The organism is Mesorhizobium sp. WSM3864, assembly GCF_002294955.1.
Lineage (GTDB): Bacteria > Pseudomonadota > Alphaproteobacteria > Rhizobiales > Rhizobiaceae > Mesorhizobium.
Map to the genome: position 1 here is coordinate 184,606 of NZ_NSGD01000004.1, position 23,642 is coordinate 208,247.

Sequence of the window (23,642 nt, forward strand, 5' to 3'; positions counted from 1 at the left end):
CTCAGTTACTCCAGACGCCGCTGGCTGCGGTTTCGATTGCATAGGCGAAGAAGTCTTTCGGCCGGCGGCCGAGCGCGCGCTGCACGCCGTCGGTCAGCGATTCGTTGCGGCCGTCGAGCACCTCGGTGAAGAGCTCGTTGAGCAGCCAGGCGAATTCCGGCGGCAGGTTGTGCGCAGCCACCGTTTCGGTGAATTGGGCATGCGAGATCCGCCGATAGCGGATGTCGCGGCCAGTGGCTTTGCCGATTTCGGCGACGGCCTGAGCAAAGCTCAGCAGACGCGGGCCGGTGAGTTCGTAAAGCTGGCCGGCATGGCCCGGCTCCGTCAGCACGGCTTCGGCGACATCGGCGATATCGTCGACATCGACGAAGGGTTCGCCGACAGCGCCGACCGGCAGGGCGACTTCGCCTTCGAGTATGGATTCGATGAGGAAGCCTTCGCTGAAATTCTGCGAGAACCATGAGCAGCGCAGGATCGTCCAATCGGCACCGGAGACCTTGACCATTTCCTCGGCGCGCTGAGCCTCCGTCTCGCCGCGACCGGAGAGCAGCACCAGCCGCTTGATGCCGCGCTCGACGGCAAGTTTGGCCAACGCCTCGACAGTTTCGGCGGCGCCCGGCACCGCGATGTCAGGATAGTAGCTGATGTAGACGGCGCCGACGCCGTCGAGGGCCGCGCCCCAGGTTTTCTTGTCCGACCAGTCGAAGGGAGGCGTGCCTGCGCGGGAGCCGATCCGCACCGGGATACTGCGGGCGGTCAGCCGTTCGGCCAGCCGCCGGCCGGTCTTGCCGGTGCCGCCCAGGATCAAAATCGGTTTCCGTGACGTGTCGGTCATCTCGATCTCCTCGTTTTCTTAATATGAGTAATCCTCATGTTTGCAAAACGTGATAACCGCTCGTATTTTGTGAGTCAAGCCAGTTTCTCGAGGATCTTTCGGAGGAAGCTCATGCAAGGCAGGGTAGCCGCGAAGCTCGACAAGGAAATCGCAATGCCCCGGCGAGCGCCGACGCAGCAGCGCAGCCGCGAGCGGGTCGAGCGGATGCTTGCCGCTGCCTCGGCGCTGATCGCCGAGCAAGGCAGCGATGCCATGCGCATGGGCGAGGTGGCGGAAAGAGCAGGGGTGTCGATCGGCTCGCTCTACCAGTTCTTTCCCGACAAGCGGGCGATCGTCTGGGCGCTGGCCGAGCGCTACACCGCCGAAAGCCAGGCCTGCATTTCGGCGGCGTTGAAGGACGTCAGCGACGCCGAAGGGCTGAAGCAGGCGTTTTCGGAGCTGGTCGACATCTATTACGGGATGTTCCTGGCCGAACCGGTGATGCGCGACATCTGGTCGGGCACGCAGGCCGACAAGGCCTTGCGCGAACTCGAACTGGCCGACAGCCGGGCCAATGCCCGATTCCTCGTCGCGGCGCTGAAGCGGTTGCGTCCCGGCGCAGATACCGTGGCGATGGAGACGGCGGCGTTGCTAGTCTGGCAGATGGGCGAGGCGGTCATGCGGCTGGCGATCTCCGTCGACCGGGAGGAGGGCGACAGGCTGGTCGCGGCCTATAAGCGCATGGCGCTGCGGGAGCTGGTGGAAGGGTAGGTACAACCTGGTCGGGTTTCCCGCAGCGTCTGTGGCCAACAAAAAACCCGCCTCGGAGGCGGGTTTTGATCTGCGACACGTTTAGAAAGGCTTAGAGGCCGAAACCTTCGAAACGCTTCTTGAACTTCGACAGGCGGCCGCCGCGGTCGAGCAGGGTCTGCTGGCCGCCGGTCCAGGCCGGGTGCGTGGTCGGGTCGATGTCGAGGTTCATCGTGTCGCCTTCCTTGCCCCAGGTCGAGCGGGTCAGGTATTCGGTGCCGTCGGTCATGACGACCTTGATGGTGTGGTAGTCGGGATGGATATCGGCCTTCATTGTCGTGTTCCTGGCTTGCCGGCGCTGGTGACGGGCCGATGGCCTGCGTCGATGCGCCCCTTTTTAAAACTCGAAGCCGCAGCTAATGAAAAGCCACGGCTTCTAAAACGGTCGGCGAGCCTATACATCAGCCGGAATTGAATCACAAGGCCGCGGCAGGCGCATATTGAAGCGCATGACGAACACGCGGCCAGAGGAAACGCTCATGGCGGATATTGGTGTCAGTGGTGACGAGCGCAGGCGCTCGGTCCGGCCGCTCAGGAACCTTTTTCCGTACGTCATGCGGTACCGCAAACTGGCGGTCGGCGCGATCATATCGCTGATCGTTGCAGCAGGGACGACGCTGGCCCTGCCGATGGCCGTGCGGCGCATGATCGATCACGGCTTCCAGGCGGCGGGCACTACCTTCATTGCCGAGTATTTCGCCGCGCTGGTGCTGATGGCGGCCGTGCTGGCGGCGGCGTCCGCCAGCCGCTACTACTTCGTCATCACGCTCGGCGAGCGGGTCGTCGCCGACATCCGCCGCGATGTCTTCTCCCATGTCACGACGCTCTCGCCGGCCTTTTTCGATCGCTCGCAGTCGGGCGAGATCGTGTCGCGGCTTGCCGCGGATACCACGCAGGTGAAGTCGGCGGTCGGCGCCACGGCATCGGTCGCGCTGCGCAATCTCATCCTCGGCGTCGGCGCCGTGGCGATGATGGTCTTCACCAGCCCGAAACTCTCCGGCCTGGTACTGGCCGCCATCCCGCTGATCGTGCTGCCGCTCGTCGCCTTCGGCCGTTCGGTGCGGCGCAAGTCGCGGCTGGCGCAGGACACGCTGGCGGAAGCCACTGCCTATGCCAGCGAGCAGATCGGCGCCGTGCGCACGCTGCAGGCCTTCACCAACGAGAAGCTGGTGACGGGGCGCTTCTCGGCCGCCGTCGAGGCCGCCTTCGAGGCGGCGCGCACGTCGGTCTTCGCCCGCTCCTTTCTCACCTTCTTCGCCATCTTCATGATCTTTTCATCGGTGGTGGCGGTGCTCTGGTTCGGCTCGCGCGACGTGCTTGCCGGCACGATGTCGGCCGGCACGCTCGGCCAGTTCCTGCTCTATTCGGTGTTCGCCGCCGGCGCACTCGGCGCGCTGTCGGAAGTGTGGAGCGAGCTGTCGCAGGCGGCGGGCGCCGCCGAGCGTCTGACCGAGATCCTGGCCGAGAAGCCCGCCATTCAGGCGCCCGCCGATCCGCAGCCGCTGCCGGCCAAGGCCAAGGGCGCGATCAGCTTTGACGATGTCTCCTTTTCCTATCCCGCGCGGCCGGACCGGGCCGCCGTGCATGGGCTGAGCTTCCAGGTGAAGCCCGGCGAGACGGTGGCGATCGTCGGTCCTTCGGGCGCGGGAAAAAGCACCGTCTTCTCGCTTATCCTGCGCTTCTACGATCCGGAGAGCGGCCGTGTCGTCATCGACGGCGTCGATCTGCGCCAGGCCGATCCGGCCGCAATCCGCCAGCGCATCGCCATCGTGGCGCAGGACGTCACCATCTTCGCGGCCAGTGCTGCCGACAATATTGGCTTCGGCCGGCCGGGCGCCAGCGATGCCGAGATCGAGGCGGCGGCAAAGGCGGCGCTTGCCGACGAATTCATCGGCAAGCTTGAAAAGGGCTATGACAGCCAGGTCGGCGAGCGCGGTGTGACGCTTTCGGGCGGCCAGCGCCAGCGCGTGGCGATCGCCCGCGCCATTCTGCGCGACGCACCGATCCTGCTGCTCGACGAGGCGACCTCGGCGCTCGACGCCGAAAGCGAAACGCTGGTGCAGACGGCGCTGGAGCGGCTGATGCGCGGCCGCACCACCATCGTGATCGCCCACCGGCTGGCGACGGTACTCAAGGCCGACCGCATCCTGGTCATGGAAGGCGGGCGCATCGTCGAGGAAGGCACGCATCAGAGCCTTGTCGCCAAGGGCGGCACCTATGCGCGGCTCGCCAAGCTGCAGTTCGAGACCGGAGCGAGCGCCTTCAAGGGCGCGGCGGAGTAGAGCGCGCCTTCTCGGCAGGAACCGCCGTGCGGCTATCTGCGACGGAGGGCCATCAAAAGCGGCACGCCTATGAAGATCGAGACCAGCAGCACCCCGGTGATCACCTGTTGTTGCGACCTGTCAGGATCACTGCCTGGGGGATCCGCAGGCACATCCTGGTAGGTGAAGTCGTATGTCCAGTCGAGATTGTCGCCGACGTCCTTGACCGACTTCAGATAATCGCTGATCGCCTTGGCCGGAACCTGCGTAGCCAGCGTCCGGAAATCCCACTGCACCTCGAAAGTGGTCGGCGTATTGCTCCAGGACGACGTCAGCGAAAGGTAAGGCGTGACGACACTCTTCATCTGTCCGCCGGAAAACCTCGCCTTCAGATTGCGCACCGTCACGCTGTGCCTGCGGTAAACGGGCGACCCAAGCGAGACGGGTCCGGCGCGATCCACCGTGGTCGGGGTCGGCAGGTCGGTGCCGAGGTCGGCCGCTTTGATCGAGAAGTTCTTGGCGAGATCGTTGGCGGCCAGCGCTTGAGCCGGCAGCCGATAGCTCTCCCGTATATTGATGATGTCGCCGTCACGATTGTCGAAGATTTCCAGCTTTGCGGCGCTTTCGATGCCGGGGTAGCGCTTGCTGTAATATTGCAGATAGGCGTCGGACAGTTCGCTGACCGACCGGCTGGCGAGCTTGCTGCGCATGTAGTCGGCGTCGGCGCCCTCATGGGTCGACAGCACTGACAGCGTCAGCTGGCCACCAGGTTTGTCGGGAAAGAAAAACTCTTCGGCAACCTTGATGGTTGGGCTTTTAGGCTCCGGACTGGGCATCTTCTCCAACTCGCCACTGCCAAAGACTGGCAGGGCGAAGCCGTAGTCCGGCTGCGGGAAATTGCTTGCGTAGCCGCCCTGCAGGTAATTGGTGGCGTCGAGCCAGTACGCCTTGGTCCCGATCGTCGCCTTGACGATGGCATGGTCGAAGTTGCGCAACGCCGGCATGTGCTGGTCCAGCGCCCGCCCGTGGTCGAGATCGGCCAGCGCGACCTGGGCAGAAACGCCCAGCCGCGCGAGCGCCGACGTAAGCAGCAGCGCCTTGTCCTTGCAGTCGCCAAAGCCGCTCTGGACGACGGTCGCCGGATCGCGCGGAATATACGACCCGGAGCCCATCGAGAGACTGACATAGCGGATCTCATCCTGGACGAGGCGCATCGCCTGGATCATCCGATCCTCTGGCAAAGGGTGCCTCGCAGCGATCTCGTCGAGCTTGGCGGCAAAGGCCGGCGGGAAGGCGATGGCCGGCTTGTAGTAAGGCTGAACGGCGTCGATCACGCTTTGCCAACTGGCGGTGGACGAGATGTCGATCGATCCCCAGGCCGGGAATTCCGTCGGCACGTTCTCCTCCACCTTGACAGGCTTCGGATTGGCAATCTCCCAGAGATAGACGGAGTCCGTTCCCGACGCGGAGATGGTGGGCTTGATATCGGTGCCTCGCGGCTTGATCGCGAGCGGCTGCGAGGCCGGCCAGGTGATGCTGGTGCGGATCAGCCCCACCGGGTCTTCCCACTCGGTGGAGAAGCTGTAGAAGAACAGGCCCTTGCCGACGTGCGGTGTGATCTCATAGGTCTCGCCATAGTCGACAATGTCGCCGACACGCACGTCGTCAATGTTGACATGAGCGGTTAGCCAGCCGTCATAGACGCCCTTTTCGGCCTCCTTCTCCTGCCGGAAAATGTCGAACTTAACGTCATCGAGCCGATCCAGCACGACGCCGTCGCGCATGATGCGCAGATGGTTGAACGTGACCTTGTGCTTGGACGGATCGAACTGCAGATCGATGCTGGCGCCCCGCTCAAGGCCGGGACGGTCGACTATTCTGTAGACCGTGCGCGAATACTCGTCATAGCCGTAGTCGCGATGGATGATCTGCTCGTCCGCGAGCAGCCAGGAAATGCCATTCTTGATCTGGTCGGCCCGCGCCGGATCGGCCGCCGGGACATCGACCGACCTGATCCAGGCCGCCTCCGGCCCTTTGCGGACGACCTCATCAGCATCCGCCGGAAGGATCGGACCGGCCAGTACGGCCAAAAACAGACCGAGGCAACGGAACGACCCGACCTCACGAAAACTGCCACCCACCAATGTTCAAGCCCACTGAAGCAAGGAACACTCTTTGTCAGAGTCTTTCCCGCCAAAGTAAAGGCCGGCACTGCATCTTTTGCGCAGCTCGATCTGGTGGGCCAGCGAGGCCGCCTCAGTCGCCGTAGCGCTTGCGCAAATGTTCCGTGAAATAGGCGGCGTTGAGCTTCTCGCCGGTGGCGCGCTCGAGCAGGTCCGGCGTCGACCAGCGCGAGCCCTGCGACCAGATCTTGTCGCGTCGCCACTCATTGATGGCGCTGAGGTCGCCCTCGGCGAGATCGCCGTCGGCTGACGGATGCTCCCTGGTCAAGGCGGCCCACTGCTGTGCCGCCATCATGGCCCCCAAGGTGTAGGACGGGAAATAGCCGAAGGCGGCGCCCGGCCAGTGCACGTCCTGCATCGGCCCGTCGGCCGGGTTGTCGATGGTCGACAGGCCGAGATAGTCGCGCATCTTGGCATCCCAGGCCTCGGGCAGGTCGGCCGCCTCCAGCCGTCCTGAGACGAGCTCTTGCTCGAGCTCGTAACGCAGGATGACATGCAGCGGATAGGTGACCTCGTCGGCGTCGACGCGGATAAAGCCGCGTTCCACATGATGGACATGCGGCAGGATGTCGTCGATCGACCAGGCTTCGCCGAGATGCTTCTCGACAACCGGCAGCGCCCAGCGCCAGAAGGCGGGGTTGCGGCCGATCTGCTTCTCCACGAACAGGCTCTGGCTCTCATGCACGGCCATGCCGCGCGCCTTGCCGAGCGGCCAGTGCGACCAGGCTTTCGGCAGGTTCTGTTCGTAAAGCGCGTGGCCGGTCTCGTGCAGCACTCCCATCAGCGCCGACAGGAAATCGGAAGTCTTGTAGCGGGTGGTGATGCGCACATCGGTCGGCACGCCGCCGCAGAAGGGATGGTGCGACACCGCAAGCGAGCCATGCGTGAGGTCGAAGCCGACCGCCGCCATCATGGCAAGACCAAGCTCGCGCTGCTTCTCGACGGCGTAGCTGCCGGAGAGCGGCTTGAGCGCGTGCTTCGCCAGCCGCGCATCCTGCATCGCCAGCGCATGCGGCAGGAAATCCTTGAGGAAAGCCTTCAGCTCGACAAACACCGGCGTGATGTCGGCGGCGCGGTTGCCGGGATCATACTGCTCCATCAGCGCGTCATAGGGGGCGAGGCCGAGCGCCTCGGCGCGCAGCGCCGCTTCTTCCCGCACCAGCGTCACGACGCCTTCCAGTGCCGGCAGGAAGCCCGCCCAGTCATTCTTGGCGCGCAGGTCACGCCAGAGCTGCTCGGAGCGCATGCGCGCCGTCGTCTGGCGCTCGACAAATTCGACCGGCAGGCAGGTGAGGTTGGTATATTGCCGGCGCAGTTCCCTTACCGCAGCCTGCTGCTCGTCGTTCAGCGGTTCGGCTTCGGCGGCGGCGATCCAGTCGCCGATCTCCGGCGCGGTAGCCTGGGCGTGCAGCATGCCGGCCAGGGCCGACATCGCCTCGGCGCGCTTCTCGCCGCCGCCAACCGCCATGTGGGTCGCCTCATCGGCGCCGAGAATGGCCAGCGCATGTTCCAGCGCTTCGAGCCTATGGCCGAGTAGATCGAGTTTTTGGAAGGACATGGAGGGTTTCCGGCTGCAAAGGGGTTGGCGCGAAAAGATACCAAGGCGCGCAGCTTGGCAACCCTGATCCGCCCGTTCCGGATCAGCCCATCTTGCCTTGCAACAGCGCTGCGTGATCAAAGGTTGGGGCCAACGAGCGGAGGGGACAATGATCGGCAATATCCTGACCGGGCTGGTGGCGCTGATCCACTGCTACATCGTCTATCTGGAGATGGTGCTGTGGGACACGCCGCGCGGCCACAAGGCGTTCAACCTCAAGCCGGACTTCGCCAGCGCCTCGAAAGTGCTCGCCGCCAACCAGGGGCTCTATAACGGCTTTCTTGCAACAGGCCTGATCTGGGGGCTCTATCTCGGCACCGGCGGGTTCCAGATCAAGATGTTCTTCCTGCTTTGCGTTGCCGTCGCCGGCCTCTATGGCGGGGCGACCGTCGGCCGCAAGATCCTGTTCGTCCAGACGCTGCCTGCGGTGCTTGCCATTATCGCGCTTTGGCTCGGCCGGTGACTGAAAAAAGGACGCCCTCGGGCCAGGTCCCTCGGGCGCCAGATCGTCCCTTCCTGGTCTCGGAACGGCAGTCGCGGACCGAAACCGCTCAGCCGTTCGGATAGTGACCGCCGTCGGCGCCGTCGCCCATCAGGAAGCCGCTGCCGGTATCGGTTCTCAGCTTTTGGTCGACATTGTCGAGACGGCGCAGCAGGTCGTGATATTGCGCAGCCGGAATCCTGCCGTGATCCGAAGCGGCTACGTGCTCGGCCACCTGGCTGATGTGCGCGGCGCGCATAAGCAGTTGCTGCGCTTCCGAGGCCGAGATGTCGTTTGCTTGCCGCGCGTCGGCGATGCCCTGATCCACACCCTGGACCTGCTCGATCAGGCTGGTCACCCGCGGTCCGGTGAAGTCGGTTGGATCGGTTGCGTCGAGAGCGCCCTTGTGATGTCCGGCGGCGTAGGCGCCGGCGAGCGGGGCGGCGATCAGAACCGCGGCGAGAGTTGCAGTCTTGAGAGATGTTAAAGCGCGCATGACGGCGCGTCCTCCTGCTGGGGAAGGAGCGGCCATCCCGCTCTGCTTCCGAGCTAGTGGGCCGTCCGGTTCCGTCGCGTCGCGATGGGAGGCATCGCCGGCGGTTCCCGGCCCTGCGCAGCAAATTAGGGCCGCCAAGTCGCCGAGTGTAATTAAAAAAAGATAATGTTTTCAGGCCTTGCCGGCGAGCTTCTGCGCGCTAGAGTTGAGCCTGCGAACAAATTCGCGTGAGTTCGCGTGATGCCGGATCAACGTTCGGTGAGCTTCAGTTCAATTCGGCGATTCTTGCTGCGCGCCTCATCCGTGTCGGCCGGATCGAGCGGCTGGAATTCGCCGAAGCCGGCGGCTACCAGCCGGTTCGCCGGCACGCCGTTCTCGATCAGGAACTTCACCACCGAGGTCGCACGGGCGGTCGACAGCTCCCAATTGTCGCGATAGCGGCCGGTGCCGGACAAGGGCTTGTTGTCGGTGTGGCCGTCGACGCGCAGCACCCAGCTGATCTCGGGCGGGATTTCCCTCTGCAGCTCGATGACGGCATCGGCGAGCTTCTTCATCTCGACCTTGCCGGCATCGTTGATCTCGTCGGAGCCGGTCGGGAACAGCACCTCCGACTGGAAGACGAAGCGGTCGCCGACGATGCGAATGTTCTCGCGGTCGGCGAGGATCTCGCGCAGCCGGCCGAAGAAGTCGGAACGGTAGCGGTTGAGCTCCTGGACACGCTGCGCCAGCGCCACGTTCAGGCGGCGGCCGAGATCGGCAATCTTGGTGTTGGACTCGCGGTCGCGCTGCTCGGACACGTTGAGCGCGTCCTCGAGCGCCGCGATCTGCTTGCGCAGTGCCGCGATCTGCTGGTTGAGGATCTCGACCTGGCTCAGCGCTTGCTGGCTGATCTGGCGCTGGTTGCTGAGTTCGCCGGACAGCGCGTCCGCCCGCTTGTTGGCAGCGTCGCCGGCGCCGGCACCCTGCTCCAGCAATTGCTGAAGACGGCTCTTTTCCGCCTCCGCCGCCGACAGCGAGGCCTGCAGATTGGCGAGCGTGTCTTCCTTGTCCTGGCTGTTCGAGCGCTCCAGCGCCAGCAACTGCGTCAGCTCGTTGATCTGCGAGTTGAGGCGGCTGAGCACGGTGTCCTTGCCGGAGATTTCGCGGCTGAGCAGGAATTGCGCCAGCACGAAGACCGTCAGCAGGAACATGATGGCGAGCAGAAGCGTCGACAGCGCGTCGACGAAGCCGGGCCAGTAGTCGATGCGGCGATCGGCGCGCCTCCTTGCCAGCGCCACGTCAGTGCACTCCGGTCTTCTTCAGGGCGTCAGCGATCTTTTCCAGCGTGTTGCGCATCGCCTTCTGTTCGTCCGACTGCGCCTCGACCCAGTCGCGCATGATCTGCTGTTCCGAGCGCATGTTCTTGACCAGCCCGGAAATGCCGTCCGCCAGGTTGGCCATGGCGGTGGCGACGCGCGGGTTGGAGCCGCCGCCGTTCTCCTGCAGGCTGTGCAGCCGTTCCGACAGCAGGCGGATCTCCTCCGACGGCTCGGCGCGCGCCGATTCCGACACGACGATATCGGACGAGAGATCGGTGACCGAGGACAGCCAGTTCTCGAGCTCGGTGTAGAAGCGGGTCTGGGCGCGGCCGGCCTGCAGGTCGAGGAAGCCGAGCACCAGCGAGCCGGAGAGGCCGAACAGCGAGGACGAGAAGGCTGTGCCCATGCCGGCGAGCGGCGCCGACAGGCCCTGCTTCAGCGCGTCAAGCACGGCGGCGGCATCGCCGCTGCCGGGGTCGAGCGCCTCGATCGTCTCGCGGATGGAGGCGATGGTGTTGAGCAGGCCCCAGAAGGTGCCGAGCAGGCCAAGAAACACCAGCAGTCCGACAAGATAGCGCGAGGTGTCGCGGCTTTCATCGAGGCGCGTGGCGATGGAATCGAGCATGGTGCGCATCGAAGAGGTCGAGAAGGCGATCGTCGACGAGCGGCCGATCATCGCCTTCATCGGCGCCAGGAGCACCGGCTCGGTGGTCTCGGAGCCGGCGCGGAAGGAGTTGACCCAGCGCACCTCTCTGAACAGCCGGCCGACCTGGGCGAAGGCGAGCAGGATGCCGACGGCGAGCACGCCGATGATCAGCCCGTTGAGGCCGGGGTTGCTGGAGAAGGCGGTGGAGATCTGGCGGGTGAGGATGGCGGCGATGAAGGCGACGATGACCAGGAAGATCACCATCGTGAGCAGGAAGACCTGCGGGCTCGACAGCTTGTGCGGATCGTAGACCAGGACATCCGAGCGCCTGCCGAAGGATCTGAGAAAAGCCATCCGTGCCCCGTTTCCGATGCCACCCGCCGCAGAATTGCCGCGACTCTAAACGGAATTGTGACCAAATTGAATGGTGCTTGACAATATCGCCCCGCGCGGGTCGTTTCAAAAACGGCTGATGACCAGACAGTCGACCATGGCGGCCAGGTGCAGCCCGGCGCCGGTGACGACGAAGCCATGCCAGACGGCATTGTGGAAACGCAGGCCTTTCCAGGCAAAGAAGATGACGCCCAATGAATAGACAATGCCGCCCGCGACCAGCAGCATGACGGAGGCTGGCGGCAGAGTCGCGACCAGCGGTCCGGCGAGCACGACGCCGCTCCAGCCGATGGCGAGATAGAAGAGGATCGCCAGCCGGTCGTAGCGTCCAGGCAGGAACATCTTGATGGCGATGCCCAGTGCCGCCGCGCTCCACACGATAACGATCATCGGCACGGCAAGCGCGGACGTTTGGAGCTGGGCCAGGAAAGGCGTGTAGGTGGCGGCGATCAGCAGATAGATCGCGGCATGGTCGAAGCGGCGCAGGATCCACTTCGCCGGCCACGATATCGGCCACAAATTATAGGCCAGCGATACCGACAGCACGGTGAGCAGCGACACAACGTAGAAGACGGCGGCGACATACTCACCCGGGCCGGAATGGAAGGCGGCTAAAGCCAGGAAGGCAGAGCCGGCGGCGATCGCCAGCACGATGCCCACAGCATGGACGATGCCATCGGCGATCATCTCGGCGCGCGAATAGTGCCAGCGGCCGACAAAGGGGATTTCGATCGTTGTATTTGCGCGAGCGTCGTTCATGAATGATCCTGCAACCATAATCTGGGCAGTCGCGGATCAGTATTTCAAGCTTCGGTTGCGGTTTTGCGACGAGCGCGCCGCGCGTCCTTTCGACGCGCAAAGGAGGCTGCAGCCCTTTGATTTGCGCTTATCCGTTCCGAACCGGAGGTCAGCGAATCAATTCCGATTTCGGGGTGATGCGATAGGGGCGCTTCAGCGCGCAGCCAGCGGCTTCTTTACCGTCTTCAAGAGGGCGCGTTGGATAAGCTCGTTGCCGGCGACGATGGAGCCGGCCTCCAGCATGTCCTGCCCGCCATCCATATCCGAAACGAAGCCGCCCGCTTCACGGATGAGCAGGGCGCCGGCGGCGATGTCCCAGGCCGAAAGGCCGGTTTCCCAAAACCCGTCCATGCGGCCGGCCGCGACATAGGCGAGATCGAGCGAGGCTGAGCCAAGGCGGCGGACGCCGGAGACCTCGGCCATGACATTGCGCAACTCGATCAGGAAATTGCCGTGCTGGCCGCGCCCAAGATGCGGCACCCCGCAGCCGATCACGGCATCGGTGAGCTTGGCGCGTCCGGCGACGCGCAGCCGGCGGTCGTTCATGAAGGCGCCGCCGCCGCGCTCGGTGGTATAGAGCTCGTCCATGGCCGGATTGTAGACGACACCGGCGACGATCTGGCCCTGGCGCTCGAGCGCGATCGAGACCGCGAAGAGCGGGATGCCGTGGAGGAAGTTGGTGGTGCCGTCGAGCGGGTCGACGATCCAGCGATGCTGGCCGTCCTCGCCGTCGACGGCGCCGCGCTCCTCCATCAGGAAGGCGTAGCCCGGCCGCGCCTTCGACAGTTCGGTAAAGACGATCTCTTCGGCCTTGCGGTCGGCCTGGCTGACATAGTCGCCAGGCCCCTTCATCGAGACCTGCAGGTTCTGCACCTCGCCGAAATCGCGCGACAGCGACCGGCCGGCCTTCATCGCGGCCTGGACCATGACATTGAGGAGAGCGGAACGCGCCATTCTTCTTCTTCCTGTGTTGGCCGTTTTATTCTGCGCGACGCACGTAAGTGATCTCGTTGGTGTCGACGATGATGCGCTCGCCGGCCGAGATGAAGGGCGGCACCAGGACGCGGACACCGTTTTCCAGCACTGCAGGCTTGTAAGAGGACGCCGCCGTCTGGCCCTTCACCACGGGGTCGGCCTCAGTGATGGTCAGCGTCACCTGGTCGGGCAGCGAGATGCCGATCGGCCGCTCCTCGTAGAGCTGGACCGTGACCATCATGCCGTCCTGCAGGAAGGCGGCGCGCTCGCCGACGAAATCCTTGTTCAGTTCGAGCTGCTCGTAGCTTTCGGTGTCCATGAAAACCAGCGCGTCGCCCTGCTCGTAAAGGAAGGAGAAATCCTTCATCTCCAGCCGGATCTGCTCGACGGTCTCGGCCGAGCGGAAGCGCTCGTTGAGCTTGGTGCCGTTGATCAGGTTCTTCAGCTCGACCTGGTTGTAGGCGCCGCCCTTGCCGGGCTTCACGGTGTTGGTCTTGACCGCGACCCAGAGGCCGCCGTCATGCTCGATGACATAGCCGGGACGGATTTCGCTGCCACTGATCTTGGCCATGTTGAACTGATCCGGAATGAGATTTTTGGCGCGGAGCGCGCTTTGGCGCCTCCAAGACCACAAATCGCATTGAGTGGCAAGGGAGGGCGTCGCGAACGCTCATGGAGATGGCCGATGCCGTGAGCCGTCTTTTCAGGGCAGCCGGTTCGCCTTCTGCAGCGCCTGCTTGGTCTGACCGTCGTCGAGGCCCTGCAGGAAATCGTCCATCTGCGGGTCGATCAAACCGGCGCGGCGGGCGACGATATACCAGGCTCCGGCCAGGATCAGATCGGGGTCGGTCCCGATGCCGCCCATATAGAGTTTGGCGAGGCGGTTCTGGGCGGCGACATTGCCGCCTTCGGCCGCGCGCCTCATCCAGGCAAAGCCCGATTTCAGGTCGCGATCGCCGCCGCGCCCCTCGATCATCCATGCGGCGAGATCAAGTTGCGCGGTGTCGTAGTTCTGCCGGGCGGCCTGCGCCAGCAGGGTGCGTGCCTTGGCGTCGTCGCGCGGTTTGCCGCCTACGCCGTTGGCGTAGATTTGCGCCATCGCATACTCGGCGTCGGCAAGGCCGGTACTGGCGGCGCGCTCATAATACACAGCCGCCTTGGCTATGCCGGCATCGCCCGGATCCTGCTGGACGAGCAATTGGGCGAAGTTGAACTGGGCCAAGCGGTTGCCCGCCTCGGCGGCGGCCTGCATCAGCGCATAGGCTTCCTTGACGTCCTTCTTCACATAGCGTCCGTCGAGCAGCATCAGCGCATATTGGAACTGTGCTTCCGGCACGCCCTGCTCGGCGGCGAGCCCATACCATTTCGCGGCCTCTGCCGCGTTGAGCGGCACGCCCAGCCCACGCGACAGGATCTCGGCGACCAATGTCTGCGCCGCGGGGTCGCCGTTCTTGGCCCGCACCATGGCAAGGTTGTAGGCGGTCTTGTAGAGGCCGCGCTGGAAGGCGCCGTAGGCAGCGTCCGGGAGCTTGGCGCCGAAGCGATCGGGATTGATGGTATCGGCTGATGGCGGTTGAAGCGTTGCCGGCTGCGGCAGCGGTGTTTCGATCGGCTTGTCGGCATGGGCCGCGCCAGCATTCGGAGCGCCACTATTCGGGGCGCCAGTACTTGGGGCGATTGCATTCGGGGCGCTTATATTCGGAATGCTTGTATTCGGGGCGCCGGTAGCAGGGGCGCTTGTATCCGGCGCGCTCGTGTCGGGTGTGGTCGTGTCCGGTCTGGGCTGCGGCACCGGCGGGGTCTCGGCGGCCACGGCGGCGGGCGCCTGGATCGTCAAGGCCGCGGCCAACGCCGCGAAGGAAAGCCGGGACCAGCGCACGTCAGTCCTCGAAGCGCGGCGCGGTTTGGTCGAGCAGTGCGTTGGCCGCGGCGACCGCCGCGCGCGGATCGAGTCCGTCGGCGAAGACGGCGCTGGAGAGCGCCACGAACTCGGCGCCGGTGGCCGCTACCGTTTCCACCGACGCAAGCTCGGAGCCGGCCATTACGATGCAAGGAATCTGGATCATCTGCGCCCACCATTCACCGAGAGCGAGATTGCGGTGGTGCGGCTCGGGCTTGTTGTCATAGCCGAAGCGGCCGAAGAACATGTAGTCGGGCCGCTCCTCGCCGAGCTCCAGCGCCTCGTCGCGGGTCTTGGCGCCGCCCGCCCCGACCATCATCCTGTCGGCCAAGCGCTCGATCGTCTCGGCCAGTTCCTGGCGGTTTGCCTCGACATGGATGCCGTCGGCATGGACGCGGCCGGCGATGCGGCTGTCGCCGGCGATGATGACGGCGACGCCGGCGGCCTGCGCGATCGGCACGATCTTCTCGGCGAAGGCCTGGAAGGCGGCGTCATCCATGCCGTTTTCGGGCAGGATCAGCGAGGCGACGTCGCCGCCGTCGAAGGCGGTGCAGATGTGCTCGGGAGTCACAAGCGGCGGCGCGATCAGCACGATTCGGCAGCGATTGGGCGGGGTTGCTTCATTCATCGGTCTTCGATCCCGGTTTTCGCCTATGCCGGGCGAACATGGTGGCATTGCGGCATAGAGCAAAGCGTCCGGCTTGAACAGGAGGCGGGCGAAGATCGCCGCTGAAAAGCGTCGCGGCAGCAGCGGCTTGCGCCAATCTTCAAGGACTGACAGACGGCCTGTTGAAGCTCCTGATGGACGCTAACGAAACGACCGCTAGGTTAGCAAGCGAAAGCACGGGAAGAGCATGGCGCAAAATATCTACGACAAGGCCGATTTCTTCGAGGGCTACAGCCGTCTGCATCGTTCGGTGGAAGGGTTGGACGGCGCGCCCGAGTGGCCGGTTCTGCGCGCCATGCTGCCGAAGGTGGGTGGTCTAAGCATCGTCGATCTCGGTTGCGGCTTCGGCTGGTTCTGCCGCTGGGCCCGAGCGCACGGAGCCAAGCAGGTTCTGGGCCTCGACCTGTCGGAAAGGATGCTCGCCCGAGCACGCGCCGCCGGCTCCGACGACGCCATGACCTATGAGCGGGTCGACCTCGACGAGCTCAGCCTGCCGAAGGCGCGCTTCGACCTCGCCTATAGCTCGCTTGCCCTGCATTATGTCAGCGATGCCGCGCGGCTGTTCGCGACGGTTTACCAAGCCCTGGTTCCCGGCGGGTTCTTCGTCTTCTCGACGGAGCATCCGATCTTCATGGCTCCAAGCAATCCGGGCTGGTCCGTGGATGCCTCAGGAAGGAACGTCTGGCCCGTCGATCGGTATCTGGTGGAAGGACCGCGCTCGACCGACTGGTTCACCAAGGGCGTGGTGAAGCACCACCGCACACTCGGCACCACGCTCAACAATCTGATCCAGGCCGGGTTCACCATCGGCCGCGTGGAGGAATTCTGTCCAACTGAAGCGCAGATCGCTGCCAGGCCTGAACTGGCCAAAGAGGTCGAGCGGCCGATGTTTCTTCTGGTTCAGGCGCGACGATGAGAGGTCGGCGGCATCGCCGGCGCGGGTGCGTCAAATATCCAGCTTGTAGCCGATGTGGCTCGCCTTGAAGCCGAGCCGTTCGTAGAAGCGGTGCGCGTCGAGCCGGCTCTTGTTGGTCGTCAGCTGCACCACCCTGCAGCCGCGCTCCCGGCATCTTTCGATCGCCCATTCCAGCAGGCGCTGCCCCAGCCCGTCTCCGCGCCGGCTCGCCGCGACGCGCACCGCCTCGATCTGGCCGCGCCAGGCGCCCTGCAACGACAGGCCTGGGATAAAACTGATCTGCAAGGTGCCGATGACTTCGGCGCCGTCCGCCATCACCGCCAGGAAATGGTTCGGGTTGCCGTCTATGGCCGCGAAGGCGTCCTGATAGGCTTGCGCCAAAGGCACGCTTGCATTCTCGCGGGCGCGGCCAAGCGCGTCATCTGCAAGCATCGCGACGATCGCCGCAAGATCGGCTTTGTCCGCGCGGCGGATCAGGACTTCGCTCATCGTCAAACCTCATGCTGGGCGGGTGACCTTATGCATGGCCCGCCGCCAGCCGCAAACTCGGCAGGCCGGATTACGGACAGTTGATCGCGCCGACCGGCTGGCGGGGCGCTTCGGCTATCGCGGTCTTTCGCTTTCTGGTCTATTGCAAGTCTCCCGCCATCCTCCAGCCGTTTCTTGTCGCCGTTCTCCCATGTCAGGCCTGCTCAGCGATCCCTGGTTCTATGCCGCCGCCATTCCGGCGGTCATCCTCGTCGGCCTGTCGAAGGGCGGCTTCGGCGGCGCCGTCGGCTTCGTCGGCGTGCCGCTGATGGCGCTGGCCATCCCGCCGGTGCAGGCGGCGGCCATCCTGCTGCCGATCCTTTGCCTGATGGACATCGTTTCGGTGTGGACGTGGTGGGGCGTCTATGACCGCAAGATGCTGGTCGACATGATGCCCGGCGCCATCATCGGCATCGGCCTCGGCTGGCTGACGGCGGCCCTGGTGACGGAGGAAATGGTGCGGCTGATCGTCGGCGCGGTCGCGCTGGTCTTCGTCCTGCGCTGGATCTATCTGCAGTTCCGCCACGGCGCCGACCACGAGGTGGAGCCGAACCGCATCGCTGCGGCGTTCTGGGGCATCGTTGCGGGCTTCACCAGCTTCGTCGCCCATGTCGGCGGCCCGCCCTTCCAGGTCTACGCGCTGCCGATCCGGCTCGACCCGAAGGTGCTGTCAGGGACGGCGGCGATCTTCTTCGCCGCTACCAACGCGATGAAGCTTATTCCCTATTTCGCGCTTGGCCAGTTCGACAGCGCCAATCTCACCGCATCGTTTGCGCTGATGCCGCTGGCGCCGCTTTCCACCATCGCCGGCGCCTGGCTGGTGCGCCGCATGCGGCCGGAGGTGTTTTATCCGTTCACATACGCGACGGTGGCGGTGGTGGCGCTCAAGCTGCTCTGGGACGGTATTGCGGGCCTGATGTGATGGGCAGGGCGGCGCACCGGCGCCGCCCGCTACAGAAGGATCAAGCGGCGCTCGGCACCAGCTGGCGGCCGCCGCCAAGCGCAAGCGCTGCGCCGGATGCGATCACCAGCACCATGCCGGCGAGAATGCCGATGTCGTGAAGCGTAGGCTTCAGCACCATGTCGGCGATGATCACCAGCATCACCGCGTAGTCGAAACGCGCCCAGCGCATCATGCGCTGGCCGATGGCGAGAACCGCCGGCGTCACGCCTTCCTTGGCGACCATGGCGCCCATCCGCTCGCCGGTCGGCTTGAAAACGAGCATGCCGATCGAGAAGGTCGTGGCGTAGCCGACAAGGCCGATGATGATCCACAGGTCGGAAAAGCCGACCCAGAAGCCGCACATGATCAGGCCGAAAATCAGGGTGAGCATCGACATCGGCGCGAAGAAGCGGCCGCCGAGCTCGCCGCTCGCCCGCATCGCTTGCAGCTTGTCCTGGATGTTGCCGGCGCGCTCGGCGAGCACGCCGAGCAGGAACAGGACGAAGCCGCCGCCGACCCAGAGGATGGCCGAGACGACGTGAAGGAATTTGACGATCGAATACCAGTCCATGGTGTGCTCCTGCATTTCTTGATCGGTGACGGCGTCGACTGCGCCAGCCCAGAGGAGCGGGCGTTTAGCGCAGAGCGTGTTTCGAAACGATGTCGCGGCGGCGGGGCCGATGTTTCGGCGCCACCATATGCATCCAGGGCTGGATGGCGGGAGGGAGCCGGGCCGTCCCGTTCCGGCACAGGAAAAGTCCGTTCGCTTGAAAATTCCGCGCGGCGTTAAGGCTTCATTAAGCTTTACAGGCGTTTACTAGGACCATCCAGTTTGTCTGGATTCTTACCGAGTGGTTGGAGCCACTTTGTTTGACGCCTCCCTGTTAAACTCCTGAGAGCCGCCTTATCCGCGGCTCTTTTTTTGCCCGTTGGCCGCCGGCGGGCAGCGCGCCTCGGCGTTAACCGTTTGTTAAACATGCGCTTGCCTTCATGGGCATCGAAGCGCATTTTCAAGCCTCATTCGTTTAAGGGTGCAGGCCGTATCGGCAAGGATGCCGAATCGGCTTGCGGCAGTGCAGGGGCGTATCGATGAACGAGCCTTCGAAGGGCAGCGCGAAAACCATAAAGCTCGCGGAGCGCCGGGTTTTCTCCCAATCCTTCAAGCCGCTTTACCAGGAGGGCATGGGCCTGGTCGAACAGGCGGCCGAATATCTTGACGGCAAGGGCAGGCTCGAAGCCAAGAAGCTGTCGCGCACGGCGGCGACGCTCTATGCGGCCGAATCGATGCGTCTTACCACGAGGCTGATGCAGGTCGCCTCCTGGCTGCTTTTGCAGCGCGCGGCCAATTCCGGCGAGATGACCCGCGACCAGGTCGCCTCGGAAAAATCCAAGGTGCGGCTCGATACCGCCTCCGCGCATGACGAGGCGCTGGGCTGGAGCGAATTGCCAAAGGACTTCCTGGAACTGGTGAGCCGGTCGCTGCGCCTGCAGGCGCTGGTGAAGCGCATGGACGAGGAGATCTACGGCGGCGCCATGAACGACACGCCGGCCGCCGGCCGCCGTGCCAACCCGGTCTCCGATCAGATCAGCCTGCTGAACACGGCCTTCGCCCGCGGCTAACAGGCTGCCCCACAATTCGCTCTGATCGCTATCTGGCGCCGTTTTCTGCGCTTCCGGTGCTCGTGTACTAAAGTCAGTTCCGCACCGGTTCTTGAAAACGCCGCCATACGGACTCATCGGACCGAATTCTGAAGCAGCCCATCCCGGCACAGGCCGTTTCTGGTTTGTTCACAATTCGCTGGTATCGCCCTGCGCCGCGGTTAGACTTGGCGCATGGGGGAAGCGATTCGCATCATCGGCATCGATCCGGGCCTGAGGCGCACCGGCTGGGGCATCGTCGAGAGCCTCGGCAATTCGCTGCGCTTCGTCGCCTCCGGCACCGTGCGTTCCGACGACAAGGCGCCGCTCGCAACGAGGCTCTGCCAATTGCATGATGGGCTCGCCGAAGTGCTGCACCAGGCCATGCCGCATGAGGCGGCGATCGAGCAGACCTTCGTCAACAAGGATGCCACAGCGACGCTGAAGCTCGGCCAGGCGCGCGGCATCGCCATGCTGGTGCCGGCGCGCGCCGGGCTGGCGGTCGCGGAATACGCGCCCAACGCGGTCAAGAAGGCGGTGATCGGCGTCGGCCACGGCGAGAAGAAGCAGATCCATATGATGGTGAAAGTGCTGATGCCGAAAGCCGTGTTCGAGACCGACGATGCCGCCGATGCCCTGGCCATCGCCGTATGTCATGCGCATCACCGTCAAAGCGTCGCCTACCGAATGGCGGCGCTGGCCGGGTAGTGTTCTTGACTTGTTCTCATTTGCGCAGTAAGTAATACCTTCGGAGTATTACCATGCGTGTGACCACCAAAGGGCAAGTCACGATCCCCAAACAAATAAGGGACCACCTGGGCATAGGCCCGGGTTCGGAGGTCCAGTTCGTGGCTACGGACGAGGGCGCCCGGCTTGTCGCCGTCAACGAAAACATTTCGAAGGAGGAAGCTGCCCGCAAATTCAAAGAGGTCCTCGGCAAGATGGAGGGGACGCTGGATTTGGGCGGCATGACGACGGACGAGTACATGGAGTGGTTGAGGGGACCACGTGAAAATCTCGACGTTGATTGACACAAACGTGCTCATTGACGTCTGGGGTCCGGCTGGGCCGCTGACGGAATGGTCTTCGTCCGCGATTATCTCCTGCCGACGCGATGGCGCGTTGGTCATCAACAGCATCGTCTGGTCCGAGCTTGCTCCCCTGGTTGCTTCCGAAGCAATGCTGAGGAAAGCAGCCGAGAGGCTTGAAATGGATCGCGAGTTTTTGCCCTGGGAAGCCGCATTCTTGGCTGGGGTGGCACATTCCCGTTATCGGCGGGCCGGCGGTGTTCGAGAGCGGACCTTGCCGGATTTTTTCATTGGCGCTCATGCGGCCGTTGCTGGTCACCGCCTATTGACGCGCGACGCTCCTCGCTATCGCAGCTATTTCCCCGACCTCGAAATCGTCTCTCCGGAAACGCATCCATGAAGGCCAGGACATGATCGGCAAGCTGAAGGGCACGCTGGATGAGATCGACGAGGATTCCTGCATCGTGGACGTGCACGGCGTCGGCTATGTCGCCCATTGCTCGGCTCGCACATTGGCATCGCTGCCGTCCCCCGGCGAGGCGGTGGTGCTGTTCATCGAGACCTATGTGCGCGAGGACATGATCCGGCTATACGGCTTTCAGACCCCGCTCGAGCGCGAGTGGTTCCGCCTTTTGATGAACAATGTGCAGGGCGTCGGCGCCAAGGTGGCGCTGGCCGTGCTGTCGACGCTGGCGCCGCCCGACCTCGCCAATGCGATCGCGTTGCGCGACATCGCCATGGTGTCGCGCGCACCGGGCGTCGGCAAGAAGGTGGCCGAGCGCATCGTCACCGAATTGCGCACCAAGGCGCCGGCCTATGCGGGCGCCGCCACCGGCACGATCAGCCTCAAGCAGGAGCTTGGCGAAGGCGTGGCGGCAGCACCCATCACCGACGCGGTCTCGGCGCTGGTCAATCTCGGCTATTCGCGCGACATCGCCGCCAATGCGGTGGCCGCGGCCCTAAAGTCGGCCGGCGAAGGGGCGGACGCCTCGAAGCTGATCCGCTTCGGCCTGAAGGAACTGGCGCGGTGAGGTGGCGCTTGTCCCGGTCCTTGCCGTATGCAAGGAAGACCGCATGAGCCTTTCGCCCCGTCTCATTGCCCCCGACAAGCGCGGCGAGGATGCCGACCAGAGCTTGCGGCCGCAGTCGCTTGACGAGTTCGTCGGCCAGGCTGCGGCGCGTGCCAATCTCAAGGTCTTCGTCGATGCCGCCAAGAGCCGCGGCGAGGCGCTCGACCATGTGCTGTTCGTAGGCCCGCCGGGGCTCGGCAAGACGACGCTGGCGCAGATCATGGCGCGTGAGCTCGGCGTTAATTTCCGCTCTACGTCGGGGCCGGTTATCGCCAAGGCCGGCGACCTTGCGGCGCTGCTCACCAATCTCGAGGAGCGCGACGTGCTCTTCATCGACGAAATCCACCGGCTCAATCCGGCGGTGGAAGAAATCCTCTACCCGGCGATGGAGGATTTCCAGCTTGATCTCATCATCGGCGAGGGGCCGGCGGCGCGTTCGGTCAAAATCGATCTCGCCCGCTTCACGCTGGTTGCGGCGACAACCCGGCTCGGACTTTTGACGAATCCTCTGCGCGACCGTTTCGGCATCCCGGTCAGGCTCAATTTCTACACGGTCGAGGAGCTGGAGCAGATCGTGCGCCGCGGCGCCCGCATCCTCTCGATGCCGCTCGGTGACGACGGCGCGCTGGAGATCGCGCGCCGCGCTCGCGGCACGCCGCGCATTGCCGGACGTCTGTTGCGCCGGGTGCGAGACTTCGCCTCCGTCGCCGGAAACGGCCATGTCGATAAACGCATTGCCGACGAGGCGCTGACCAGGCTGGAAGTCGACGGGCTCGGCCTCGACGCGCTCGACCGCCGGTATCTCTCGATGATCGCCCGCAACTTCGGCGGCGGACCGGTCGGCATCGAGACGATCGCGGCTGGGCTGTCGGAACCGCGCGACGCCATCGAGGACATCATCGAGCCCTATCTGATCCAGCAGGGCTTCATCCAGCGCACGCCGCGCGGCCGCGTGCTGACCGCCAATGCCTGGCGGCATCTCGGCCTTGAAGCACCGAAAGACCTCGCGCAGCAGCAGATCAGCCTGTTCCAGGAAGAGTAACGGACATTTGTTCGTCGGACGCGCCTTGAAGGGCTTCCTGCGCGAAATCTCCCCAGCTCCGCCAAGCTGAAGGCACAATTGCAGCCTCTAAGGCAGCTTGACGCATTTCCAGGGGGCGGGGCTGACCGATGATCACCAGACGTGGCTTTCTGCGCCTCATCGGCGGATCGTTCCTGTCCATGGTGTCGTTGAGTGCCTATGCGGTCGGCATTGAGCCGATGCTGCTCGCCCATGTGAAACGCTATTCGCTGACGCCGCCGCACTGGCCCGCGGGCCTCAAGCTGCGCGTCGCAGCACTGGCCGACATTCATGCCTGCCATCCCTGGATGACGTCGGAGCGGATCGCCTCGCTCGTCGAAAGGACGAATGCCCTGCAGCCAGACCTGATCGTGCTGCTTGGCGACTATGTCGATGGAATGCGGCTGGTCACGGCCGAAGTGTCTGCACCGGAGTGGGCCGCCGCTTTGTCAGGGCTGAAGGCGCCGCTCGGCGTGCTCTCGATCCTCGGCAATCACGACTGGTGGCACGATCATGCGGTGCAACTGGCCATGGCCGGGCCAACGGCCGCGCGCAAGGCACTGGAGAGCGTCGGCATCCCGGTGCTGGAAAACGACGTGATGCGGCTGGAGAAGGACGGGCAGGGCTTCTGGATCGCTGGACTCGCGGACCAACTGGCAATCCGGCCGAGCAAAGCCCTGGGCCGCCACGGCTTCAAGGGCCTGGACGACCTCGGCGGGACGCTTGCCAAGGTGCAAGGCGACGAGCCGATCATCCTGCTCGCGCATGAGCCGGACATCTTTCCGAAAGTGCCTTGGCGAGTTTCGCTGACGCTTTCGGGCCACACCCATGGTGGGCAGGTGCGGCTGTTCGGCTATTCGCCGGTCGTGCCGTCCGACTTCGGCAACCGCTACGCCTATGGCCATGTCGTCGAGAACGATCGTAACCTGATCGTTTCCGGCGGGCTCGGCTTCAGCATCATGCCGGTCCGGTTCGGCATGCCACCAGAGATCCTGCAGATCGACCTCGGGTAGCTCCGGTATTTTCACGCGGACGGAAAACCGCGCAGGCGCCAAGCGCCAGAACCCCCGCCATCAAGGCTTGATCATCGCGCCCAACAGTGCCATCCGGTTCTCGCGCCAAACACCTGCCTGTTCGGGC

At 64.4% G+C, this 23,642-nt stretch carries 26 protein-coding genes; 12 read left to right on the plus strand and 14 right to left on the minus strand.

The window, feature by feature from the left end; all coding sequences use genetic code 11:
* Nucleotide 1: 1 nt before the first annotated feature.
* Nucleotides 2-835: an NAD(P)H-binding protein gene (locus CK215_RS11230; protein ID WP_095830971.1), complete on the minus strand. Its 834-nt coding sequence runs from the start codon at nt 833-835 to the stop codon at nt 2-4.
* Between the two features lie 111 nt (nt 836-946).
* Between CK215_RS11230 and CK215_RS11235 the strand changes: the two genes are divergently transcribed.
* Nucleotides 947-1,585, plus strand: a complete 639-nt coding sequence (locus CK215_RS11235) for a TetR/AcrR family transcriptional regulator (RefSeq protein WP_095830972.1) — start codon at nt 947-949, stop codon at nt 1,583-1,585.
* 91 nt (nt 1,586-1,676) lie between these two features.
* Here CK215_RS11235 and rpmE read toward each other — a convergent pair whose 3' ends face one another.
* Complete coding sequence (gene rpmE, locus CK215_RS11240) at nt 1,677-1,898, minus strand: 50S ribosomal protein L31 (protein ID WP_040974396.1); 222 nt, start codon at nt 1,896-1,898, stop codon at nt 1,677-1,679.
* Nucleotides 1,899-2,103: 205 nt separating this feature from the next.
* On the opposite strand from rpmE, the gene CK215_RS11245 reads away from it, so the two are divergent.
* On the plus strand, nt 2,104-3,906 hold the full coding sequence (locus tag CK215_RS11245) for an ABC transporter transmembrane domain-containing protein (RefSeq protein ID WP_095831120.1): 1,803 nt from the start codon (nt 2,104-2,106) through the stop codon (nt 3,904-3,906).
* A 32-nt stretch (nt 3,907-3,938) separates the two neighbouring features.
* Here the strand turns inward: CK215_RS11245 and CK215_RS11250 are convergent, their stop codons facing one another.
* Together CK215_RS11250 and CK215_RS11255 are read right to left on the minus strand one after the other, a co-directional pair.
* Nucleotides 3,939-6,026, minus strand: coding sequence for a DUF3857 domain-containing transglutaminase family protein (locus CK215_RS11250; protein ID WP_170950277.1), 2,088 nt, complete (start codon nt 6,024-6,026; stop codon nt 3,939-3,941).
* Between the two features lie 115 nt (nt 6,027-6,141).
* A complete protein-coding gene (locus CK215_RS11255; RefSeq protein WP_095830974.1) occupies nt 6,142-7,626 on the minus strand; it encodes a carboxypeptidase M32 in 1,485 nt (494 codons plus the stop codon).
* Nucleotides 7,627-7,774: 148 nt separating this feature from the next.
* On the opposite strand from CK215_RS11255, the gene CK215_RS11260 reads away from it, so the two are divergent.
* Complete coding sequence (locus CK215_RS11260) at nt 7,775-8,128, plus strand: DUF1304 domain-containing protein (protein WP_067001740.1); 354 nt, start codon at nt 7,775-7,777, stop codon at nt 8,126-8,128.
* Nucleotides 8,129-8,216: 88 nt separating this feature from the next.
* Here the strand turns inward: CK215_RS11260 and CK215_RS11265 are convergent, their stop codons facing one another.
* The 8 genes from CK215_RS11265 to CK215_RS11300 form a co-directional block, all read right to left on the minus strand.
* Nucleotides 8,217-8,642, minus strand: a complete 426-nt coding sequence (locus tag CK215_RS11265; protein ID WP_095830975.1) for a hypothetical protein — start codon at nt 8,640-8,642, stop codon at nt 8,217-8,219.
* 248 nt (nt 8,643-8,890) lie between these two features.
* Nucleotides 8,891-9,919 carry a peptidoglycan -binding protein gene (locus CK215_RS11270; protein WP_067319478.1) on the minus strand — a complete coding sequence of 343 codons (1,029 nt, stop codon included), beginning with the start codon at nt 9,917-9,919 and terminating at the stop codon, nt 8,891-8,893.
* Nucleotide 9,920: 1 nt separating this feature from the next.
* The gene (locus CK215_RS11275) at nt 9,921-10,940 is read right to left on the minus strand and encodes a MotA/TolQ/ExbB proton channel family protein (RefSeq protein ID WP_095830976.1); all 1,020 of its coding nucleotides are present in this window, start codon (nt 10,938-10,940) and stop codon (nt 9,921-9,923) included.
* A gap of 105 nt (nt 10,941-11,045) precedes the next feature.
* Complete coding sequence (locus tag CK215_RS11280; RefSeq protein WP_170950278.1) at nt 11,046-11,738, minus strand: hemolysin III family protein; 693 nt, start codon at nt 11,736-11,738, stop codon at nt 11,046-11,048.
* A gap of 192 nt (nt 11,739-11,930) precedes the next feature.
* Nucleotides 11,931-12,731, minus strand: a complete 801-nt coding sequence (locus tag CK215_RS11285) for an inositol monophosphatase family protein (RefSeq protein WP_067319472.1) — start codon at nt 12,729-12,731, stop codon at nt 11,931-11,933.
* A gap of 25 nt (nt 12,732-12,756) precedes the next feature.
* Nucleotides 12,757-13,323 carry an elongation factor P gene (efp, locus tag CK215_RS11290; RefSeq protein ID WP_067001754.1) on the minus strand — a complete coding sequence of 189 codons (567 nt, stop codon included), beginning with the start codon at nt 13,321-13,323 and terminating at the stop codon, nt 12,757-12,759.
* 132 nt (nt 13,324-13,455) lie between these two features.
* Nucleotides 13,456-14,430 carry a tetratricopeptide repeat protein gene (locus tag CK215_RS11295; protein WP_245418672.1) on the minus strand — a complete coding sequence of 325 codons (975 nt, stop codon included), beginning with the start codon at nt 14,428-14,430 and terminating at the stop codon, nt 13,456-13,458.
* Between the two features lie 202 nt (nt 14,431-14,632).
* Nucleotides 14,633-15,280 carry a thiamine phosphate synthase gene (locus tag CK215_RS11300; RefSeq protein WP_095830977.1) on the minus strand — a complete coding sequence of 216 codons (648 nt, stop codon included), beginning with the start codon at nt 15,278-15,280 and terminating at the stop codon, nt 14,633-14,635.
* Between the two features lie 226 nt (nt 15,281-15,506).
* Between CK215_RS11300 and CK215_RS11305 the strand changes: the two genes are divergently transcribed.
* Nucleotides 15,507-16,235: a class I SAM-dependent methyltransferase gene (locus CK215_RS11305; protein ID WP_095830978.1), complete on the plus strand. Its 729-nt coding sequence runs from the start codon at nt 15,507-15,509 to the stop codon at nt 16,233-16,235.
* A 30-nt stretch (nt 16,236-16,265) separates the two neighbouring features.
* Here the strand turns inward: CK215_RS11305 and CK215_RS11310 are convergent, their stop codons facing one another.
* A complete protein-coding gene (locus tag CK215_RS11310; RefSeq protein WP_095782575.1) occupies nt 16,266-16,724 on the minus strand; it encodes a GNAT family N-acetyltransferase in 459 nt (152 codons plus the stop codon).
* A gap of 190 nt (nt 16,725-16,914) precedes the next feature.
* Here CK215_RS11310 and CK215_RS11315 point away from each other — a divergent pair, with 190 nt between their 5' ends.
* Entirely contained in the window at nt 16,915-17,685 is a 771-nt protein-coding gene (locus tag CK215_RS11315) for a sulfite exporter TauE/SafE family protein (protein ID WP_095830979.1), read from the plus strand.
* 40 nt (nt 17,686-17,725) lie between these two features.
* Here CK215_RS11315 and CK215_RS11320 read toward each other — a convergent pair whose 3' ends face one another.
* Nucleotides 17,726-18,277 carry a DUF2269 family protein gene (locus CK215_RS11320; protein ID WP_095799969.1) on the minus strand — a complete coding sequence of 184 codons (552 nt, stop codon included), beginning with the start codon at nt 18,275-18,277 and terminating at the stop codon, nt 17,726-17,728.
* A gap of 518 nt (nt 18,278-18,795) precedes the next feature.
* Here CK215_RS11320 and CK215_RS11325 point away from each other — a divergent pair.
* The 7 genes from CK215_RS11325 to CK215_RS11355 all read left to right on the plus strand — a co-directional run bounded on the left by CK215_RS11325 (nt 18,796) and on the right by CK215_RS11355 (nt 23,515).
* Nucleotides 18,796-19,326, plus strand: a complete 531-nt coding sequence (locus tag CK215_RS11325; RefSeq protein ID WP_095830980.1) for a DUF1465 family protein — start codon at nt 18,796-18,798, stop codon at nt 19,324-19,326.
* A gap of 213 nt (nt 19,327-19,539) precedes the next feature.
* Nucleotides 19,540-20,052: a crossover junction endodeoxyribonuclease RuvC gene (gene ruvC, locus CK215_RS11330; protein ID WP_095778093.1), complete on the plus strand. Its 513-nt coding sequence runs from the start codon at nt 19,540-19,542 to the stop codon at nt 20,050-20,052.
* A 53-nt stretch (nt 20,053-20,105) separates the two neighbouring features.
* Nucleotides 20,106-20,375 carry an AbrB/MazE/SpoVT family DNA-binding domain-containing protein gene (locus CK215_RS11335; RefSeq protein WP_067001773.1) on the plus strand — a complete coding sequence of 90 codons (270 nt, stop codon included), beginning with the start codon at nt 20,106-20,108 and terminating at the stop codon, nt 20,373-20,375.
* Entirely contained in the window at nt 20,353-20,772 is a 420-nt protein-coding gene (locus CK215_RS11340) for a type II toxin-antitoxin system VapC family toxin (protein ID WP_082980671.1), read from the plus strand. Before CK215_RS11335 ends, CK215_RS11340 begins: the two co-directional genes overlap by 23 nt.
* Nucleotides 20,773-20,782: 10 nt before the next feature.
* The gene (gene ruvA, locus CK215_RS11345; RefSeq protein WP_067319464.1) at nt 20,783-21,403 is read left to right on the plus strand and encodes a Holliday junction branch migration protein RuvA; all 621 of its coding nucleotides are present in this window, start codon (nt 20,783-20,785) and stop codon (nt 21,401-21,403) included.
* A 43-nt stretch (nt 21,404-21,446) separates the two neighbouring features.
* Nucleotides 21,447-22,484, plus strand: a complete 1,038-nt coding sequence (gene ruvB / locus CK215_RS11350) for a Holliday junction branch migration DNA helicase RuvB (protein WP_067002199.1) — start codon at nt 21,447-21,449, stop codon at nt 22,482-22,484.
* A 128-nt stretch (nt 22,485-22,612) separates the two neighbouring features.
* The gene (locus CK215_RS11355; protein ID WP_095830981.1) at nt 22,613-23,515 is read left to right on the plus strand and encodes a metallophosphoesterase; all 903 of its coding nucleotides are present in this window, start codon (nt 22,613-22,615) and stop codon (nt 23,513-23,515) included.
* Nucleotides 23,516-23,642: the final 127 nt, after the last annotated feature.

Excerpts from the sequence above, each read along its gene's own strand:
- CK215_RS11230 (WP_095830971.1), bottom strand. The coding sequence starts at position 835 with ATGACCGACACGTCACGGAAACCGATTTTGATCCTGGGCGGCACCGGC.
- CK215_RS11235 (WP_095830972.1), top strand. The coding sequence starts at position 947 with ATGCAAGGCAGGGTAGCCGCGAAGCTCGACAAGGAAATCGCAATGCCC.
- rpmE (WP_040974396.1), bottom strand. The coding sequence starts at position 1,898 with ATGAAGGCCGATATCCATCCCGACTACCACACCATCAAGGTCGTCATG.
- CK215_RS11245 (WP_095831120.1), top strand. The coding sequence starts at position 2,104 with ATGGCGGATATTGGTGTCAGTGGTGACGAGCGCAGGCGCTCGGTCCGG.
- CK215_RS11255 (WP_095830974.1), bottom strand. The coding sequence starts at position 7,626 with ATGTCCTTCCAAAAACTCGATCTACTCGGCCATAGGCTCGAAGCGCTG.
- CK215_RS11260 (WP_067001740.1), top strand. The coding sequence starts at position 7,775 with ATGATCGGCAATATCCTGACCGGGCTGGTGGCGCTGATCCACTGCTAC.
- CK215_RS11265 (WP_095830975.1), bottom strand. The coding sequence starts at position 8,642 with ATGCGCGCTTTAACATCTCTCAAGACTGCAACTCTCGCCGCGGTTCTG.
- CK215_RS11275 (WP_095830976.1), bottom strand. The coding sequence starts at position 10,940 with ATGGCTTTTCTCAGATCCTTCGGCAGGCGCTCGGATGTCCTGGTCTAC.
- CK215_RS11280 (WP_170950278.1), bottom strand. The coding sequence starts at position 11,738 with ATGAACGACGCTCGCGCAAATACAACGATCGAAATCCCCTTTGTCGGC.
- CK215_RS11285 (WP_067319472.1), bottom strand. The coding sequence starts at position 12,731 with ATGGCGCGTTCCGCTCTCCTCAATGTCATGGTCCAGGCCGCGATGAAG.
- efp (WP_067001754.1), bottom strand. The coding sequence starts at position 13,323 with ATGGCCAAGATCAGTGGCAGCGAAATCCGTCCCGGCTATGTCATCGAG.
- CK215_RS11300 (WP_095830977.1), bottom strand. The coding sequence starts at position 15,280 with ATGAATGAAGCAACCCCGCCCAATCGCTGCCGAATCGTGCTGATCGCG.
- CK215_RS11305 (WP_095830978.1), top strand. The coding sequence starts at position 15,507 with ATGGCGCAAAATATCTACGACAAGGCCGATTTCTTCGAGGGCTACAGC.
- CK215_RS11310 (WP_095782575.1), bottom strand. The coding sequence starts at position 16,724 with ATGAGCGAAGTCCTGATCCGCCGCGCGGACAAAGCCGATCTTGCGGCG.
- CK215_RS11315 (WP_095830979.1), top strand. The coding sequence starts at position 16,915 with ATGTCAGGCCTGCTCAGCGATCCCTGGTTCTATGCCGCCGCCATTCCG.
- CK215_RS11320 (WP_095799969.1), bottom strand. The coding sequence starts at position 18,277 with ATGGACTGGTATTCGATCGTCAAATTCCTTCACGTCGTCTCGGCCATC.
- CK215_RS11325 (WP_095830980.1), top strand. The coding sequence starts at position 18,796 with ATGAACGAGCCTTCGAAGGGCAGCGCGAAAACCATAAAGCTCGCGGAG.
- ruvC (WP_095778093.1), top strand. The coding sequence starts at position 19,540 with ATGGGGGAAGCGATTCGCATCATCGGCATCGATCCGGGCCTGAGGCGC.
- CK215_RS11335 (WP_067001773.1), top strand. The coding sequence starts at position 20,106 with ATGCGTGTGACCACCAAAGGGCAAGTCACGATCCCCAAACAAATAAGG.
- ruvA (WP_067319464.1), top strand. The coding sequence starts at position 20,783 with ATGATCGGCAAGCTGAAGGGCACGCTGGATGAGATCGACGAGGATTCC.
- ruvB (WP_067002199.1), top strand. The coding sequence starts at position 21,447 with ATGAGCCTTTCGCCCCGTCTCATTGCCCCCGACAAGCGCGGCGAGGAT.
- CK215_RS11355 (WP_095830981.1), top strand. The coding sequence starts at position 22,613 with ATGATCACCAGACGTGGCTTTCTGCGCCTCATCGGCGGATCGTTCCTG.